Genomic DNA, 16,357 nt, shown 5'->3' with positions numbered 1-16,357 from the left:
CGCTATGAAGCCGATTCGGAAGCGGTACCGCGCATTGGCGGATATGTGGAGGACGCGAAGCATCCAGTTTATTATCACCGCCTCTTTTACGTTAATCACCATCACGGTCATGATTATTGTAAGCGTCCTTGTATACAACAAATTTGCGCGCACCGCGGAGCAAAATACGTTTCTCAGCAACCAGCAAATCGTCGAGCAGATCAATTACAACCTGGATGTTTACCTGAAAGGGATGACGGAAGTGTTCGAGCTCGTCGATCAAAAAATACGGACTAGCCCGGCGATTCCGAACGGCCCGCTGCTGGAGCAGATGACGACCATTTTTGAAACCCGTGAGGATATCGTATCGATGGCCTTATTTACGGAGTCGGGGGAGCTGATAACCGGGCTGCCGGCGGCGGAGATGAGGAAGAATACGAAGCTGACCGAGCAGAGCTGGTTCCTGTCCGCATTGGAAAGCCCGAATCACCTTTCCTTCTCGCTGCCCCACATCCAAAATCTGTACAAAGGGCAGTACAAATGGGTGGTGTCCATGAGCAAAGGGATCACAATTACGCGCAATAATGCGCCGGTCAATGCCGTGCTGCTGATCGACGTCAATTTTAAAACGATGGATGAGCTGTTCCGCAGAGTGAACCTGGGCAAGAAGGGCTATGTCTACATAATCGACGAGTCCGCAGGCAATATCATTTACCATCCGCAGCAGCAGCTTATCTTCATAGGCTTGAAGTATGAGAACGTGGAGCAGGCTCTCAAGTATACCTACGGCAGCTATCTGGACGAGTCGAACGGGGAGAAGCGGCTCATTACGATCAAGACCGTGAACAATATCGGCTGGAAAATCATCGGCGTTTCCTATATGGATGAGATTGTCGCTACCAAAAAGGAGATCGGCACCTTTATCTTCTGGCTGCTGCTCTTTGTCATTTTGTTCGTCGTGCTGATCTCGGCCTTCATGTCGGCCAAAATTTCGCAGCCGATCAAGCGGCTGGACAAATCGATGCGCAGGGTGGAGCAGGGGGACTTCAACATCCATATTCCCATCACAGGCAACGATGAGGTCGGGAGGCTGTCACGGAGGTTCAATCTGATGGTGACGCAAATTCGCCAGCTGATGGATCAGAACATTCGGGAGCAGGAATCGAAGCGTAAGAGCGAGCTTGAGGTGCTGCAGTCGCAGATCAATCCCCACTTTTTATACAATACGCTGAATTCCGTCGTACGGATGGCGGGCAGCGGCAAGAGCGAGGACGTCATAACGATGATTACTTCGTTATCGAAGTTTTTCCGGATCAGTCTTAGCCGGGGGAAAACCATTATTACCGTTCAGGAAGAGCTGGAGCATATCCGCAATTACCTGATTATCCAAAAAATCCGCTACAAAAATAAATTTGATTTTGAAATTACGGCTGAGGAGCAGGCGCTGGCCTGCCAAACCCTGAAGCTGCTGCTTCAGCCGCTGGTCGAGAACGCCATCTATCACGGAATCGAGTATATGGTCGATGAGGGACATATACACATATCGGCTTCGATTAGGGAAGGAAAGCTGCTGTTCGAGGTTCGTGACAATGGGCTGGGGATCCCGCCGGAGAAGCTGGAGCCGCTGCTGCAAGGCCAGGTCCGGTCGGAGGAGGGCTCCGGTGTGGGAGTTCGTAATGTACAGCAGCGGATCAAGCTGACGTTCGGGGATGAGTACGGGCTTCATGTGGAAAGCGTGCTGGAGGAAGGGACGACCGTCCAGGTCTGGCTGCCGCTGCTGCGGCAGGAAGGGGGCGACAAGGAGCTATGATCCGATTCCGTTACGCGTGGCTGGCGCTCCTGTTGTGCCTGCTGCCTTTGATGAGCTCCTGTACAGATACAAGGGATACGGGAACGACCGGGACGGCAAGGAATGTCACGCTGGTAATGAAGAAGAAGTCCGGCGATTATTGGAACACAGTCAAAATGGGGGCGGAGGCTGCCGCCAAGGAATTCAGCGTTAATTTGAAGGTAACGGGTCCGGAATTCGAAGGCGATGTGAACGGCCAGATTGCGCTGATCGATCAGGCTGTCAAGGAAGGCATGGATGCGCTGGTGCTGGCGGCCAACGACTATGATGCACTGGGAGAGACCGTAGACCGGGTCGCGGGTGCAAGAATCCCTGTGATCGCGATAGATTCCGAGGTCAATTCCACCAAGGTGCGCAGCTTTATCGGAATAAAGAACTATGATGCCGGACAGCAGGCGGGCAAGAAGCTGATTCAGCTGACGGGGGAGAGCGGACGGATTGCGGTCATCAGCTTTGGACAGGGCGGAAGAAATGCCGTGCAGAGAGAGCAGGGGCTGCTTGCGGCCATCGCCCGGTATCCGGGAATCCAGACGAATACAAAGCTGGACTGCTCCATGGACGTAAAGCGGTGCGATGAGCTGACTGCCCGCCTGTTAAGCGAACCCGGCTCCATTGACGGTATTGTTGCGCTGGATGCCGCCGCATCGATCCGCGTAGCCGCGGAGACGGACAGAACCGGCCTGGCAGGGAAAGTAAAGATAGTGACCTTCGACAGTACCCCGGAGGATATCGAGTATTTGCAGGAGGGGGTCATTCAGGCGACGATCATTCAAAACCCGTTCAGCATGGGCTATCTTGGTGTAAAATACGCCGTGGATGCGTTGGACGGCAAAAAAATACCCGAATTCAAGGATACCGGCACGAAGGTGATCGACCAGGAAAATATGTTTTGGTCGGATAACCAGAAGCTCTTGTTTCCTTTTGTAAAATGATATGAATGGTAAATACGATTTGCCTGGGGGAGCCGTGAGGAGGCTCCTTTTTTTTGGCTTTATAGAGGCGTTATAGAATAGATTAATGGGCCCCGCTTTGCTCGGAGGTGTTTCATAGCTCTGAAGATGATTCTTTTTTACAAAAAATACCACGATTTTGAAGGTGTTTCCGGGAAGTTATCGTCTAAGTCTGTAACCAAGGATGAAGGAGTAGAGAGATGAACGCATTAACCCGGTTTTCTATGAAAAATATATCGGCAGTCATCATCATTATCGTGCTGCTGTTTGGCGTGGGGACCTATGCCGCTACCCAATTGAAGGCAGAGCTTTTTCCGGAGGTATCGATTCCCTACGTAGTTATTCAGACTCAGTATCAAGCGCCTCCCAAGGATATTGTGGAACAAATAACGAAGCCGCTGGAGAAGGCGGTCGCAGGCCTGAAAGGGATCAAGAGCTTGCAATCCAATTCCAGCGATAACTTCTCATCCGTAGAAATTCAATTGGAGCACGGGCAGGATACCGATAAAGCCAAGGTGGATGTCGAAGCGCTGATAGCGAACGTGAAGCTTCCCCAGGGAGCGGAGAAGCCGAAGGTGATGACCTACGGTATGGCCTCCATTCCGGAATATTCTTTGGCGGTATATGGAGTGGGCAATATGAACCAGCAGGAGCTGGATAAACTGTACAAGGATGTTTTTCTGCCCGGCTTTAATACGATCAAAGGGGTCGACCATATCGATTCTATCGGTAATCAGGAGGCTGTATTAAAGCTTAAGCTGGACGGCAACGCGATCCTGAGCTATGGGCTTATGCCTGCCGAAGTGGCTCAAAGCATCCAATCGGCCCTACGTACGAGCCCTATAGGGGAAATTGATATGGGCGGCGATAACCAGATGGTTCGTGTAAAAAGCGATATTAATACCATTTACAGCCTGGAAAATATAAAGATCAACACCCCGGCGGGAGGAACGCTGCTCCTCAAGCAAATAGCCAAGGTCGAGGCGATAACGGAGTCCAAGTTCATCTCACGGCTGAACAATCAACCGGCTATTGGAGTGATCCTTTACAAGACCAGAGGGATCAACTCCGTGGAATTTTCCGATCATGCCGATGCTTTGATAGCTAAGTGGGAGAAGGATTATCCTAGCGTTGCCTTCAAATCGATCGAAAAAAATGCGGATATTGTGAAGGAATCGATCCATGGAATGGTTAAAGAAGGGGCGCTCGGTGCAATTCTGGCCTCCATTATGATTCTTATTTTCCTCAAAAACGTTCGTATGACGTTGATCGTTCTGGTTTCCATCCCGTTATCGATCCTGATCACTCTGCTTATTATGGCCCCTCTGAACATTACGCTCAATATTATGACGCTAGGCGGAATGGCGATTGCCGTCGGGCGCGTGGTGGATGACAGCATCGTTGTCATAGAGAATATTTACAGCGAGCTGGTAAAAAGCCAGGAGCGGGGAGAATCGGTCATCAAGACAGCTACGGCACAGGTGGCTTCCGCTATCACGTCATCCACTCTTACAACGGTGGGGGTATTTGCTCCGATTGCCTTTGTCGGCGGGGAGCTTGGAGACTTGTTCCGTCCGTTCGCTATTACGCTTTCCGCAGCACTGCTATCCTCCCTGTTAGTGGCTGTTACAGTCATTCCTATGCTGGCGAAATTGATGGTGCTGCGTTCCAAACGGATAAAGCATCATGATGAGCATCAAACCGGCAAAGTGTCCGCAAGCTATTTGAAGGTGTTGAAATGGTCGCTTAACAACCGCAAGAAGAGCATGCTGCTCGCCTTTCTTGTGTTTGCTGTGGCGATAGCAGGAACGGTTCCCTTCCTGGCCTTTGAATTCATGCCGAGCAGCAACTCGGATAAGCAGATCTCGATATCTATCGAGATGCCCCGGGATACCTCCATGGACTCTAACGATTTAATAGTGAAGGAAATCGAAGCTATGATGCGCGATACCAAGAATGCTGCGGGCGATCCGGCCTTTGACTACGTGCAATCGTATGTCGGATTAGGAGGCGGAAGCGAGCGCGTGGCCTATAGAAGTAAATTCAGTGCAGCGGCAACCAAGGGAACGGACGCCAAGAAGCTGGTTGACGATATGAAAAGGAACATTACGGAGATGCTTCCCAAGGGTTCTGAGGTGAGAGGCAGCGTTGTCAGTATTGGAGGGGGCGGCGGCGGCAGCGGGATTGATTTCTCCTATGTGCTTAGAGGGGATGATGTGGATTCACTCATTAAGGCCGCTGAGCTTGTGAAGGCCAAGATGAACGAAATTCCTGAATTCCGGGATGTGGAAGACAGCCTGAGCGAGACGAAGAAGGAAGTAGAGATTGCTGTAGATCAGAATAAAGCCCGTCTATACGGCCTGTCCTCCTCCCAAATTATTGAGTCCCTGCAGCCATGGGTAGCGGAGCAGAAAATCGGCGACTTGAAGTTCGATAATACGCTATTCTCGACCAAAATCATGGTTGACCCGAGCTTTAAAAATTCGGTGGATAAAATCGGGAGCCTCTTGATCCAATCACCGGCTGGTCAAACGATTAAGCTGAACGAGGTAGCAAAGATCCGTCAAATCGATGGCCCTGCCTCCATTCCGCGCGATATGCAGGAGCAATTTGTGAGAGTGACCGCCAAGATCGATTCCAAGGACAAGGGCGGTGTCAGCGCCAGAGCTTCCCAGGAGCTGCAAACTCTTAAGCTGCCGGACGGGGTTCATACCGAAGTGACAGGAGCGGCTCAAGATATTGATAAAGAGTTCAGTAATATGTTCGTTGCGATGGGAGCGTCTGTCTTCATTGTTTATCTGGTCATGGTTCTTGCTTTTGGCAATGCGAGCGCTCCGTTCGCGATCCTCTTTTCGCTTCCGCTGGCGGCTATCGGAGGCTTGCTGGGCCTGCTGGTCACGGGTGAATCCTTGAATCTTACTTCCTTAATCGGCTTTCTGATGCTGATCGGGGTTGTAGTTACCAATGCGATTGTTCTCATCGACCGGGTGCAGCAGCTCCGTGAGTCCGGCTATACGGTCCGCGATGCGCTGCTTGAAGCGGGGCAGACTCGGCTTCGCCCGATTATTATGACCGCAGGAGCCACGATCATTGCATTAATGCCCCTGGCTCTGGGACTGTCCAAGGGAACGATTATTTCCAAGGGCCTCGCTGTAGTCGTGATCGGCGGCTTGACCACTTCAACGCTGCTCACCCTGCTCGTTGTGCCGGTCGTATACGAAATGATTGAGAATACCAAGCTAAGAATGGGCAAAGTATTCAAATCGGGAAAAGCTAGTACACCTCCTTCACCAGAATCATTCTAACCAGCAGAAATCAGAAGCAGTAAGCCAAGTCAGCTAACCGCGGCAGCGGGTTGACTTGGCTTATTCCATGTTCAGAACAACGAACTACCGAAAAAACACATGAGAATTTTAATAGAACAGATGAGAATTTTGCATGTGCATTTGACTCAACATAAACGATAATGAGAAAGCAAGTGAGATGAAATCTTTAACCAAACGGAGGTCATGGATATGAAAAAGGTTATGTCAGCGCTGCTTGCAGCGGCATTAGTGACGACAGCAGCCGGCTGTGCGAGCGGAGGCGGGGGGAATACGGCGGCACCGGGCGGAGGCGCAAAGACAGAGACAGGCGGCGCCGCCAAGAAACCGGTCATCGGCGTTGCGATTTACAAATTCGATGATACGTTCATGACCGGCGTGCGCAATGCGATTTCCGCGAACGCGGAAGGTAAAGCTCAGACCGATATTGTGGACAGTCAAAACTCCCAGCCTACGCAAAACGATAAAGTGGACTTATTTATTACAAAGAAGGTTAACGCGTTGGCCATCAATCCGGTCGACCGCACGGGAGCGGGCGTTATTATCGATAAAGCGAAGGCGGCCAATACGCCGGTCGTATTCTTCAACCGCGAGCCTTTGGCGGACGACATGAAGAAATGGGATAAGGTGTATTACGTCGGAGCCAAGGCGGAGCAATCCGGTACGATGGAAGGCCAGCTGGTCGTCGATTATTTCAAAGCCCATCCGGAGGCGGACAAGAATAAAGACGGCGTGCTTCAATACGTCATGCTCAAAGGCGAGCCGGGCCATCAGGACGCCGAGCTTCGTACCAAATTCTCTATCAAAGCTGTTGAAGACGCAGGAATCAAGGTGGAGAAGCTCTCGGAGGATACGGCGATGTGGGACCGCGTGAAAGGGCAGGAGAAAATGGCCGCATTCCTGGCTTCCCATGGCGATAAGATCGAAGCCGTGTTCGCTAACAACGATGACATGGCGCTGGGAGCCATCGAGGCCTTGAAGGCCAAAGGCTATTTCAAAGACAACAAATACATGCCGGTAGTAGGCGTGGATGCAACGGCTCCTGCATTGAAAGCGCTTGAAGAAGGTACCCTTCTCGGAACGGTGCTGAACGATGCCAAGAACCAGGGCAAAGCGACCTTCAATCTGGCCAACGTCCTCGCACAGGGCCAAACGCCTAATAAAGAGAACACAGGCTATGAAATTACGGATGGTAAATACGTATGGGTTCCATACAAAAAAATTACGAAAGAAAACATGAATGACGCCAAATAAATGATTTAGAGGCTTGCAAATCGAGCGATGACAGATTCGTGCCGATAGGCGGTGGCAAGGAATTACCGGTAACAGCAGCCGGAGGGGAAACCTTATCGGAATGCCGCGTTTTGCACACGAAAGGCTCGGCAGGAAGCCGGTACGTAGTATTGGGCAAGGGGCAATGGCTGCTTTCGTTGTACCCTTGCCTTCTCTTTTTTCGAAGGGGGCATTACCATGACGGAACATGAATTTTTGCTTGAAATGAACGGTATTTCCAAGGAATTTCCCGGCGTCAAGGCGCTGGACAATGTAACGCTCAAAGTACGTCCGGGCACGGTTCATGCATTAATGGGAGAAAACGGCGCCGGAAAATCGACGCTGATGAAATGCTTATTCGGCATCTATAAGCCCGATGGGGGCGAGATTTATTTGAACGGCAATAAGGTGGAATTGAACAGCTCCAAGGATGCGTTGGACCATGGCGTGTCCATGATTCATCAGGAGCTTCACCCTATTCCGCAGCGCAATGTGATGGAGAATATATGGCTCGGGCGTTTTCCCGTAAAAGGTCTGGGGCCTTTCCAATTGGTGGATCATAAAAAGATGTACAAGGATACGCAGCAGCTGTTCAAGGATTTGGAAATGGATATCAATCCGGCTGCACTTGCGGGCTCCATGTCCGTATCGAAGCTCCAATCGCTTGAAATTGCTAAAGCGGTTTCGTATCAGTCGAAGGTCATCATCATGGATGAGCCGACATCCTCCTTGACGGGGAATGAAGTCGAGGCGCTGTTTAAAATCATTGATCAGCTGAAAAGCCGCGGTGTCGCGATCATTTATATTTCGCACAAAATGGAAGAGATTCTCCGTATCTCGGATGAGGTGACGATTATGCGGGACGGCAAGCTTATCGGCACTTGGCCTGCGGGCGAGCTGACAACGGATCTGATCATTACGAGGATGGTTGGCCGGGATCTGAGCCAGCGATTCCCTGAACGGACGAATGTTCCAGGCGATGTGCTGCTCAAGGTAGAGGGACTCACCTCTCCGGTTGCCAAGTCGTTCAGCAACGTGTCCTTCGAGCTTCGCAAGGGGGAGGTGCTGGGCCTGGGCGGCCTGGTCGGCGCGCAGCGAACCGAGCTTATCGAGGCTTTGTTCGGACTAAGGGCCGTGTCCTCTGGAACTATCACGCTGCGCGGCAAGCCGGTCAAATTCAAGTCGCCGCTCGATGCCAAGAAGCATAAGATCGCGCTGTTAACGGAAGAACGGCGGGTTACTGGCATTTTCCCGGTGCTCTCTATTCAGGAAAATACCGCGATAGCCAATTTGGACCGGTACCTGAATCCCTTCCATCTGCTGAACGAGCGGAGGATCAAGGACGAGGTCGGCAAAAGCGTAGAGCAGCTGCGCGTGAAAACGCCTTCGATCAAAACCTTGATCAAAAACTTGTCCGGAGGCAATCAGCAGAAGGTTCTACTGGCACGCTGGCTGTTGACTGAGCCTGATATTTTGCTGCTCGACGAACCGACCCGCGGCATCGACGTCGGGGCGAAATTCGAGATTTATTCGATAATCGCCGACCTGGCCAAACAGGGCAAAAGCATTATTATGATCTCTTCCGAAATGCCGGAGCTGCTCGGTATGTCCGACCGCATTATGGTCATGTGCGAGGGCCGGCTCTCCGGAATTGTCGAGGGCAAGGATGCTACGGAAGAAGAGATTATGCGGCTGGCTACTAAATATATGGTGTAAGGATTGCGAAATAAGTTTTCTTACGAAAACTCAGCAACGCTTACGAAGTAAGTTTTGCTTGCGCAAAACTCGGCAACGCTTACGAAGTAAGTTTTCTTACGAAAACTAAGCAACGCTTACGAAGAAAGTTTCGCTAACGCGAAACTCTTAGGAGGATCAACAATGAACACAAACAAAATAAGCAACTTTGTAACGCAGAACGCGATCTACATGGTCCTGATCGTTCTCGTTATCGGGATTGCGATATCCGACCCCAGGTTCCTGTCCATAGATATATTGCGCGATATTTTGCTGCAAAATTCAACCAGAGCCATTATTGCTCTCGGCATGGCGTTTATTCTGATTACCGGAGGCACCGACCTTTCGGCTGGCCGTGTCGTAGGCTTAACGGCTGTGCTGTCCGCCTCCATGCTGCAAATGTCGGATTATCCGCGCCGGTTTTTTCCGGATATGCCGGACTTGCCGTTATGGGCTCCTATCGTTATAGGGATTCTCGCCGGCCTTATAGTCGGCCTGCTTAACGGATGGATCGTCTCCAGGCTTAGCGTTCCACCGTTTATCGCCACTCTGGGAACGATGGTCATCGTGTACGGGGCTAACTCGATCTACTTTGATTTGAAGCCCAACGAATCGCAGCCGATTGCCGGTCTGCGCAAAGATTTTACGAATATCGGGACGGGTTTTTTCGGTTCAGGCGGCTCTTATTCCATTCCTTATATCGTCATTATCGCCATTATCGTGGCCTTAATCGTCTGGGTCGTGTTTAACAAGACGCGGCTCGGCAAAAATATGTACGCTATCGGCGGCAACATTCAGGCTGCCACAGTATCAGGGATCAATGTGAAGAGGAACCTGCTCTACATTTATGCTTTTGCCGGCGCTCTCTACGGTCTGGGCGGAGTATTGGAAGCGGCAAGAACCGGCGGCGCGACGAATAACTACGGTAACATGTATGAGCTCGATGCCATCGCGGCTTGCGTGGTCGGCGGAGTATCGACAGCGGGCGGGATCGGTACGGTGCCCGGGGTATTGGTCGGCGTATTGATCTTCGGGGTTATCAACTATGGCCTTACTTTTATCGGCGTCAGCCCGTATTGGCAGCTGATTATTAAAGGGTTGATCATTGTTGCGGCCGTCGCTTTCGATATCCGCAAATATTTGGCGAAAAAATAAGCAAGGCAACTCCAATTTACCTCATTTCCCCAATACTACAGCGTTTTCAATCCTCTGCCGTATAGCCAGCTTGGGCTATGCGGCTATTTCTTTTGGTTGGCACCTCTTTTTACATTGGACAGAGGCGGTTGATCATGAGACAATCTAGGTACTTTCATCAATAAGGGCGGGACTTAAGTGCTATGGAGAATACGGAACAGAAGTTGAAATCGTTCTTATATACGTACGTTTGTCATGAGGACGAGGTGCCTCTGTGCTTGCTGGAGCTTCGGGCATTATTCGGGAGCAACCCGGAGCACGACAGATTTATAGTAAGCGACCGCGGCATTGATGCAAGCCGGAGCCCGTTTATCAAGCAACGCGTGGAGATATGTATCCAAGGCGGCAGCCTGGATGAAATTGCGCGAGGAGTCGAAGCCATTCAACTGAACGGGGAGACGTTCAAGGTGGTCTTCGTCGAAGCGGCAGATGCGCTGGATTATGACGCCCGGCGGGCTGTAGAAAGGCGGATCGGCTCTCATATTCACGGCCGGGCCGAGATGCGTAAGCCTGAACGGATCTTCGGCATAGGTTATACCGGAGACCGATGGGTGTTCGGCCCCAGCGCCAAGAATGAGGCACTATGGCTCCGGCACAACCAAAAGCCGCAGAACTATTCAACCGCTTTAAGCACGCGTGTAGCGCGCGCGATTGCTAATATTGCCATTCCTTATCCGGAAGGAATACGGGCTATCGACCCCTGCTGCGGAATTGGTACGGTGCTAATTGAAGCTTTATCCATGGGGATAGATATGATCGGCCGGGATTTGAACCCGCTTGCTGTAAAAGGAGCCCGATTGAATTTGGCGCATTTCGGTTTTCCGGATGTGGTGGCGATTGATAATATTCGAACGGTACCGGGACACTACGATGCGCTTGTCCTCGATTTGCCTTACAACCTATGCTCGGTTCTCCCGGCAGAGGAGCAGTTGGAGATGCTACAGAGCGCGCGCAGGCTGGCCGACAGAGCGGTGATTATTGCTACGGAGGTTATTGACGAGCCTGTGGAGCGAGCGGGCTTCCGTATTATCGACCGCTGTGAGGTGAAAAAAGGAGCCTTTGTTCGGCATGTCCTTGTTGCTATCTGAGTCCAGCTAAGCTAATGAAAGCCCCGCTTAATAAAGCGAAAGCCATAATGAGCAAGCCCCTGGCATGAAGATTTTTTCTTCGTCGCCAGGGGCTTTGTTGTTTTTTGGCCTTTGGCATGTTCTCCAACAAAGCCTCATACACATGGTAATAGGCAGCTAGTCCTATAGAGCAAGATTTGACAGCGCTTTCTAATGTTAAAATCCGAAACATATAAGGAGGAAATGTTCGATGTTCGAGACCTTGCTTCGCTGGTACAATGTGGCGGCTTTGTTCGCGGTGCTGGCAGTGAACCGGTTTGCTGAAACAGAGCCGGTCAAAGGAATGACGACGGGGGAAATATCCGCTATGTTTCCCGTCCAAATCACGCCAGCCCCGTATGCTTTTGCTATTTGGGGGCTTATTTATGCGCTGCTGCTTGGCTTCGTAATCGTGCAATTTTTACCGTCAAAGCGGGGGCATCATGAGCTTCGTTCCATCGGACCGTGGTTCGGCGTAACCTGTGTTTTCAACATTGTCTGGCTTCTGCTGTGGCAAAGTCTTTACATCACTTCCTCCTTGTTTGCTATGCTGGGGCTTCTCCTATCCCTGGCCGTCATTTATGCTAATACCCGCCCTCACGGCTGGTCGGAGGATCAGGCTGTCCGCTGGTGGGTTCAAGTTCCCTTCAGTCTCTATTTCGGATGGGTTACTGCAGCCGCTATAGCGAACACGGCCGTTGTATTCTATGCAAACGGCTGGGACGGCTTCGGATGGCCGGAGACCTTCTGGACGGTGCTGATGATTCTCATCGTTTCACTGCTCAGTTTGTTGATCGGATTTCTCCGCAAGGATCCATTTTATATGCTGGCTACGGTGTGGGCGTTAGTCGCAATCGGCGCGGCCAACCAGGGGAACGGGACCTTGGGCTATATGGCCTGGGGGGCTGCCGGGCTGTTGTTCGCCTATGCTGTGCTGCTGATCTTTGCCAACGGCTGGCTGAAGCGCAGGGGAAGGGACGAGGTCGAAGAGGGCAGGGCTGGTCATTTTATCAGCGGATAGGAACGGGGTGAGCTGATAGATATCGGCATGAGCTCAATAAGAAAAACCAAGGGTCGGGGAAAAGTCGGAACGTCTGAAGAGGAATCTTCCGGCAAATGGTGGAATATGTACTGAATAATAACAGGTCATGATGATCGTTTGGAGTGTTTTAGATGCCGGATTGGTCCTATCAAACATTATTCCGCCCCGCACTGTTCCGTCTGCCTTCCCGGATCGCGCGTGATTTTACCCTGAATGCCATGGGAGCATTGAGCCGTCTTCCCGGCGGCAGTCTCGTCATTCGCACCCTGGGTCATATGGAGCCAGCACCTATGCTCGAAAGCAAGCTGGCAGGCGTGCGTATAACGTATCCTGTCGGATTGTCCGGCAGCTTGGACCCTCGTGGTGTCGCCCATAGAGCGATCGCTCAATTCGGTATCGGCTTTATTGAGATAGGTCCGGTAACACTGGAGCCTGTAGAGAGCGATCGGCCCATTGAGCGGGATATCGAGAAGGAAGCGATTATTTACCCGCCTGATCCCGTCAATGCCGGGCTGGAGGAAACCGTTCGGCGGCTGAAGCATAAGCAGGGGCATTCGCTGCCGCTTATGATCAGAACGAGCAGCAGGAGGGGACGGGAATGGAAGGAAGCGCTCCAGGAGCAGAGGCAGCTCATGGACGCTCTGCGGCCCTATGCGGCCGCATTTTATGTGGATTCTCTGGATGAGCGGTGGACGATAGAAGAAACGGTACATCATCTTGAAGCGATGGCTCAAGCCGAAGCGGGAGGTGGCGGGCGAGGCGGCAGCGGGTCCAGACCGATGCTGCTGTATATTCCGCTCGATTATCCGCAGGAGCGGCTGGCTGAGCTGCTGAAGCGAGTACGAATGGAGCATTGGGCCGGCCTTGTGATCGGTGAAAGGCAAATGACGGAAGAGGGCGCCGTCTTAGGCCGGGCGGGAAAAGAGCCGGGTCTCCATAAAATCCTTCTGATACGGAAGCTTTGCGGCGACGAGATCCCCATCGTGGCGAGCGGCGGCGTTCATGAGCCGCAGGACGCTCTGGATTTGATGCAGGCCGGCGCCCAGTATGTACAGCTTCATAGCGGTCTTGTATATGCCGGGCCAGGGCTCCCCAAACGCATTAATGAGGCCGTCATCTATGAACGGTTCTGTGATAAGGAGCATGGGGATCTAACGGAAAGCACCGAACCGTCCTTCTGGTATAACTGGGGCTGGATGTGCCTGTTAGGTGCCGGAATGATCGTTGGGGGAATCTTGGCCTGGCTCATAGCGGCCAGCACGGTCATGCTGCCCTATGACGTCCAGTTCTTGGGCATGGACACGCTGACGATCCGGCAAATGAATCCGCTGCTGCTTCGCTTTATGTCTCATGACAGGGTGACCTTGGCAGGCACGATGATCTCCATCGGCATCTTGTATTTTCAGTTTGCTTATTACGGCCTGCGTCAAGGGCTCCATTGGGTCAAGACGGCACTCATGACGTCCTGTATCGTCGGGTTCAGCAGCTTTTTCCTTTATTTGGGTTACGGTTATTTCGATCCTCTGCATGCTCTGGCCGGGGCGGTGCTGCTGCCCATGTTCATTCTGTCCATGAGAGGCAGAGCGGATAACCCTTCCGTTGAACCGCCCAATCTTTACAACGACCGCTTATGGAAGAGAGCGCAATGGGGACAGCTCATGATGGTCATGCTCGGCTTCTCGTTGGCCATCGGAGGGGGAGTAATAGCTTGGATAGGGATCACCCGGGTGTTCGTCCCCGAGGATTTGCAATATTTATGCGCGACCCCGGCGATGCTGAATGAAATTAACGACCGTTTGATCCCCTTGATCGCCCATGACCGGGCAGGCTTCGGGGGAGCTTTGTTCTCCGACGCGATTGCGCTGTTGGCTGCCGCGCTGTGGGGAGTGAGCCAAGGACGCCGTTGGCTGTGGTGGACGTTCTTGATAGGAGGGTTTCCCGGATTTTTGGCTGGCTTCAGCGTTCATTGGGCTATCGGATATACCGATTTTATCCATCTGCTGCCTGCTTATTTCGCCGCTGCCTTGTATATAGCGGGGCTTATTCTGCTCTATCCGTATTTAATGCATCGAAGGACCGATTCGAGAAATCAATAGAAAGTTTTAATATAACTAATAAATATTTTTTATTCAAAGGTTGACAAAGTTTACCTGTGGCGTTTATCATAACCGTATCTTGAATGTGAAAGGAGGCCAATGATCATGATCCGACTGAACAGACTGAGATTGCACATACAACCGAATAATTCAATGGATTCCATTGGCCTCTACGGGCCTGCTGCAAGCGGATATTTCCGGCCTAATCCGGCACATGAAGTGTGACCGGATGGCTTCGGCAAAGGTACAACCGCATATGCGCGAATGAATAATGAACCGTGGGCATTGGTGGAGCCTGCGGTTTTTTTGTTGTATCAAAAAAAGGATTGTATCATTTTCATTTTCAAGAACGCAAAGAGAGAAAGGATAAATAAATCATGGGAACCAATCAACAAACAGATTCATTTTACAGGCAGGTACAGCTCCCTGCGGGCCATTTGCATGTGTATGCCGGGGAGCAGCTGTTCGCCGAGCTGGATTACAAGGTATTCGATATGGCGAATAACAATTTGCAAATTCCGAACACGATGTATATGAGCTATACGCCGGATGTACATGTTGGCGTTGGCACCTGCATCGGAACCACGGCGATCTGGGATACGAGGAACGGGTATATATCCCCGTCGATTGTCGGCAGCGATATCGGCTGCGGGATGCGCCTGCATTTGACCAACCTGCATCGTGACGAGCTTCGCGATGTGAAGCTGCGCCGCAAGCTGGTCAAAGCGATCGAACGGCATCTGCCGGTCGAAGAGCAGTCGCGCGGGCATTTCTCCGATATTCGGCTTGAGCACGTCATCCGCAAGGGATTGTTCGGCCTGCCGAAGAAATACGTGCCGGACGCTTACACGCCGCGCAAGGCGACCTCGCTTGAGCGGATCGAGTGCGGCAAGTTCGGCTTCGACGAGTCGTATCTGGAGCGGCTGCCGGAGATGGTATGGCACCGCTCGCACCGGCAGCTGGGAACGCTGGGCAACGGAAACCATTTTGCCGAGGTGCAGGCGATTGAGATCGCTGAGGAGCATCGCGAGGTGGCGGAGCAGTGGGGATTATCCGACGGCCAGGTGGTCATCATGATCCATTCAGGGTCCAGGGCTTGGGGCGGAGCCGTCAACCAATACTGCAGCAGCGAAATGCTGAAAGCGATGCGCCGCAGCGGACTCGGGACTTCCGATCCGAAGCTGATGTTTGCTCCGCTGGAGAGCGAAAGTGCACAGGCCTATGTCCACCTGATGTACTCCGCCTTGAATTATGCGGTAGTCAACCGGCATTTGATTGCGTACGGAATACGAGAGGCGGGCAAGGAAGTGTTCGGCCCGAAATTTGAAATGAGTACGCTGTATGATTTAATGCATAACTATGCCTGGGAGGAGAAGCACGATGGCCGTTCGCTTTTCGTCCATCGCAAAGGCGCAACCCGGGCGCTTCCGCCCGAGCATCCCGACAATCCGGCTCCGTACCGGGAGACGGGACATCCTGCGCTCATCCCGGGGTCCATGGGGACGGCCTCTTATATTATGGTCGGCAGGCCGGAAGGCAAGCGCAATTATTACTCCATCTGCCACGGCGCTGGCCGCATCCGTTCCCGCAGCGCGACGAAGCGGCTGGTGACACTGGATCAGTTCGAATCCTCGCTGCGTGTCGGTCACGATGATGAAATCGTCGTGAATCAGCGGATGCTGGAATCGATTATTGATGAGTCGCCTCAAGCTTATAAGGACGTCGACCAAATCATCGACAGCGTTGTGGGGGCGGAATTGGCCTCAGTTGTCGCCAAATGCAAGCCGCTCGCCGCCGTGAAAGGGGTGTAGC

General features: G+C 52.1%; 10 protein-coding genes. All 10 read left to right on the top strand.

Translation table 11 applies throughout. The features are described 5' to 3' along the window. Nucleotides 1-4 precede the first annotated feature (4 nt). The 10 genes from GGC63_RS19980 (at nucleotide 5) to GGC63_RS19935 (ending at nucleotide 16,356) form a co-directional block, all read left to right on the top strand. Complete coding sequence (locus tag GGC63_RS19980; RefSeq protein ID WP_225948354.1) at nucleotides 5-1,789, top strand: sensor histidine kinase; 1,785 nt, start codon at nucleotides 5-7, stop codon at nucleotides 1,787-1,789. Further along, nucleotides 1,786-2,760, top strand: a complete 975-nt coding sequence (locus tag GGC63_RS19975) for a substrate-binding domain-containing protein (RefSeq protein ID WP_192703801.1) — start codon at nucleotides 1,786-1,788, stop codon at nucleotides 2,758-2,760. Before GGC63_RS19980 ends, GGC63_RS19975 begins: the two co-directional genes overlap by 4 nt. Before the next feature lie 218 nt (nucleotides 2,761-2,978). After that, on the top strand, nucleotides 2,979-6,083 hold the full coding sequence (locus tag GGC63_RS19970; protein WP_192703800.1) for an efflux RND transporter permease subunit: 3,105 nt from the start codon (nucleotides 2,979-2,981) through the stop codon (nucleotides 6,081-6,083). A 210-nt stretch (nucleotides 6,084-6,293) separates the two neighbouring features. Further along, nucleotides 6,294-7,355, top strand: coding sequence for a galactose ABC transporter substrate-binding protein (locus tag GGC63_RS19965; RefSeq protein ID WP_192703799.1), 1,062 nt, complete (start codon nucleotides 6,294-6,296; stop codon nucleotides 7,353-7,355). A gap of 216 nt (nucleotides 7,356-7,571) precedes the next feature. Continuing rightward, a complete protein-coding gene (locus GGC63_RS19960; protein ID WP_079912157.1) occupies nucleotides 7,572-9,089 on the top strand; it encodes a sugar ABC transporter ATP-binding protein in 1,518 nt (505 codons plus the stop codon). Nucleotides 9,090-9,251: 162 nt separating this feature from the next. Beyond that, the gene (gene mglC, locus GGC63_RS19955; protein ID WP_192703798.1) at nucleotides 9,252-10,262 is read left to right on the top strand and encodes a galactose/methyl galactoside ABC transporter permease MglC; all 1,011 of its coding nucleotides are present in this window, start codon (nucleotides 9,252-9,254) and stop codon (nucleotides 10,260-10,262) included. Nucleotides 10,263-10,444: 182 nt separating this feature from the next. Next, nucleotides 10,445-11,389: a TRM11 family SAM-dependent methyltransferase gene (locus GGC63_RS19950; RefSeq protein ID WP_192703797.1), complete on the top strand. Its 945-nt coding sequence runs from the start codon at nucleotides 10,445-10,447 to the stop codon at nucleotides 11,387-11,389. Between the two features lie 229 nt (nucleotides 11,390-11,618). After that, a complete protein-coding gene (locus GGC63_RS19945) occupies nucleotides 11,619-12,428 on the top strand; it encodes a hypothetical protein (RefSeq protein ID WP_192703796.1) in 810 nt (269 codons plus the stop codon). A gap of 152 nt (nucleotides 12,429-12,580) precedes the next feature. After that, a complete protein-coding gene (locus GGC63_RS19940; protein WP_192703795.1) occupies nucleotides 12,581-14,545 on the top strand; it encodes a hypothetical protein in 1,965 nt (654 codons plus the stop codon). Nucleotides 14,546-14,922: 377 nt separating this feature from the next. Continuing rightward, nucleotides 14,923-16,356, top strand: a complete 1,434-nt coding sequence (locus GGC63_RS19935; protein ID WP_192703794.1) for an RtcB family protein — start codon at nucleotides 14,923-14,925, stop codon at nucleotides 16,354-16,356. Nucleotide 16,357: the final 1 nt, after the last annotated feature.

It is taken from the genome of Paenibacillus sp. OAS669 (assembly GCF_014873645.1).
GTDB lineage: Bacteria > Bacillota > Bacilli > Paenibacillales > NBRC-103111 > Paenibacillus_S > Paenibacillus_S vulneris.
This window is presented reverse-complemented; position numbering and strand designations above follow the sequence as displayed.

Excerpts from the sequence above, each read along its gene's own strand:
- GGC63_RS19980 (WP_225948354.1), top strand. The coding sequence starts at position 5 with ATGAAGCCGATTCGGAAGCGGTACCGCGCATTGGCGGATATGTGGAGG.
- GGC63_RS19975 (WP_192703801.1), top strand. The coding sequence starts at position 1,786 with ATGATCCGATTCCGTTACGCGTGGCTGGCGCTCCTGTTGTGCCTGCTG.
- GGC63_RS19970 (WP_192703800.1), top strand. The coding sequence starts at position 2,979 with ATGAACGCATTAACCCGGTTTTCTATGAAAAATATATCGGCAGTCATC.
- GGC63_RS19965 (WP_192703799.1), top strand. The coding sequence starts at position 6,294 with ATGAAAAAGGTTATGTCAGCGCTGCTTGCAGCGGCATTAGTGACGACA.
- GGC63_RS19960 (WP_079912157.1), top strand. The coding sequence starts at position 7,572 with ATGACGGAACATGAATTTTTGCTTGAAATGAACGGTATTTCCAAGGAA.
- mglC (WP_192703798.1), top strand. The coding sequence starts at position 9,252 with ATGAACACAAACAAAATAAGCAACTTTGTAACGCAGAACGCGATCTAC.
- GGC63_RS19950 (WP_192703797.1), top strand. The coding sequence starts at position 10,445 with ATGGAGAATACGGAACAGAAGTTGAAATCGTTCTTATATACGTACGTT.
- GGC63_RS19945 (WP_192703796.1), top strand. The coding sequence starts at position 11,619 with ATGTTCGAGACCTTGCTTCGCTGGTACAATGTGGCGGCTTTGTTCGCG.
- GGC63_RS19940 (WP_192703795.1), top strand. The coding sequence starts at position 12,581 with ATGCCGGATTGGTCCTATCAAACATTATTCCGCCCCGCACTGTTCCGT.
- GGC63_RS19935 (WP_192703794.1), top strand. The coding sequence starts at position 14,923 with ATGGGAACCAATCAACAAACAGATTCATTTTACAGGCAGGTACAGCTC.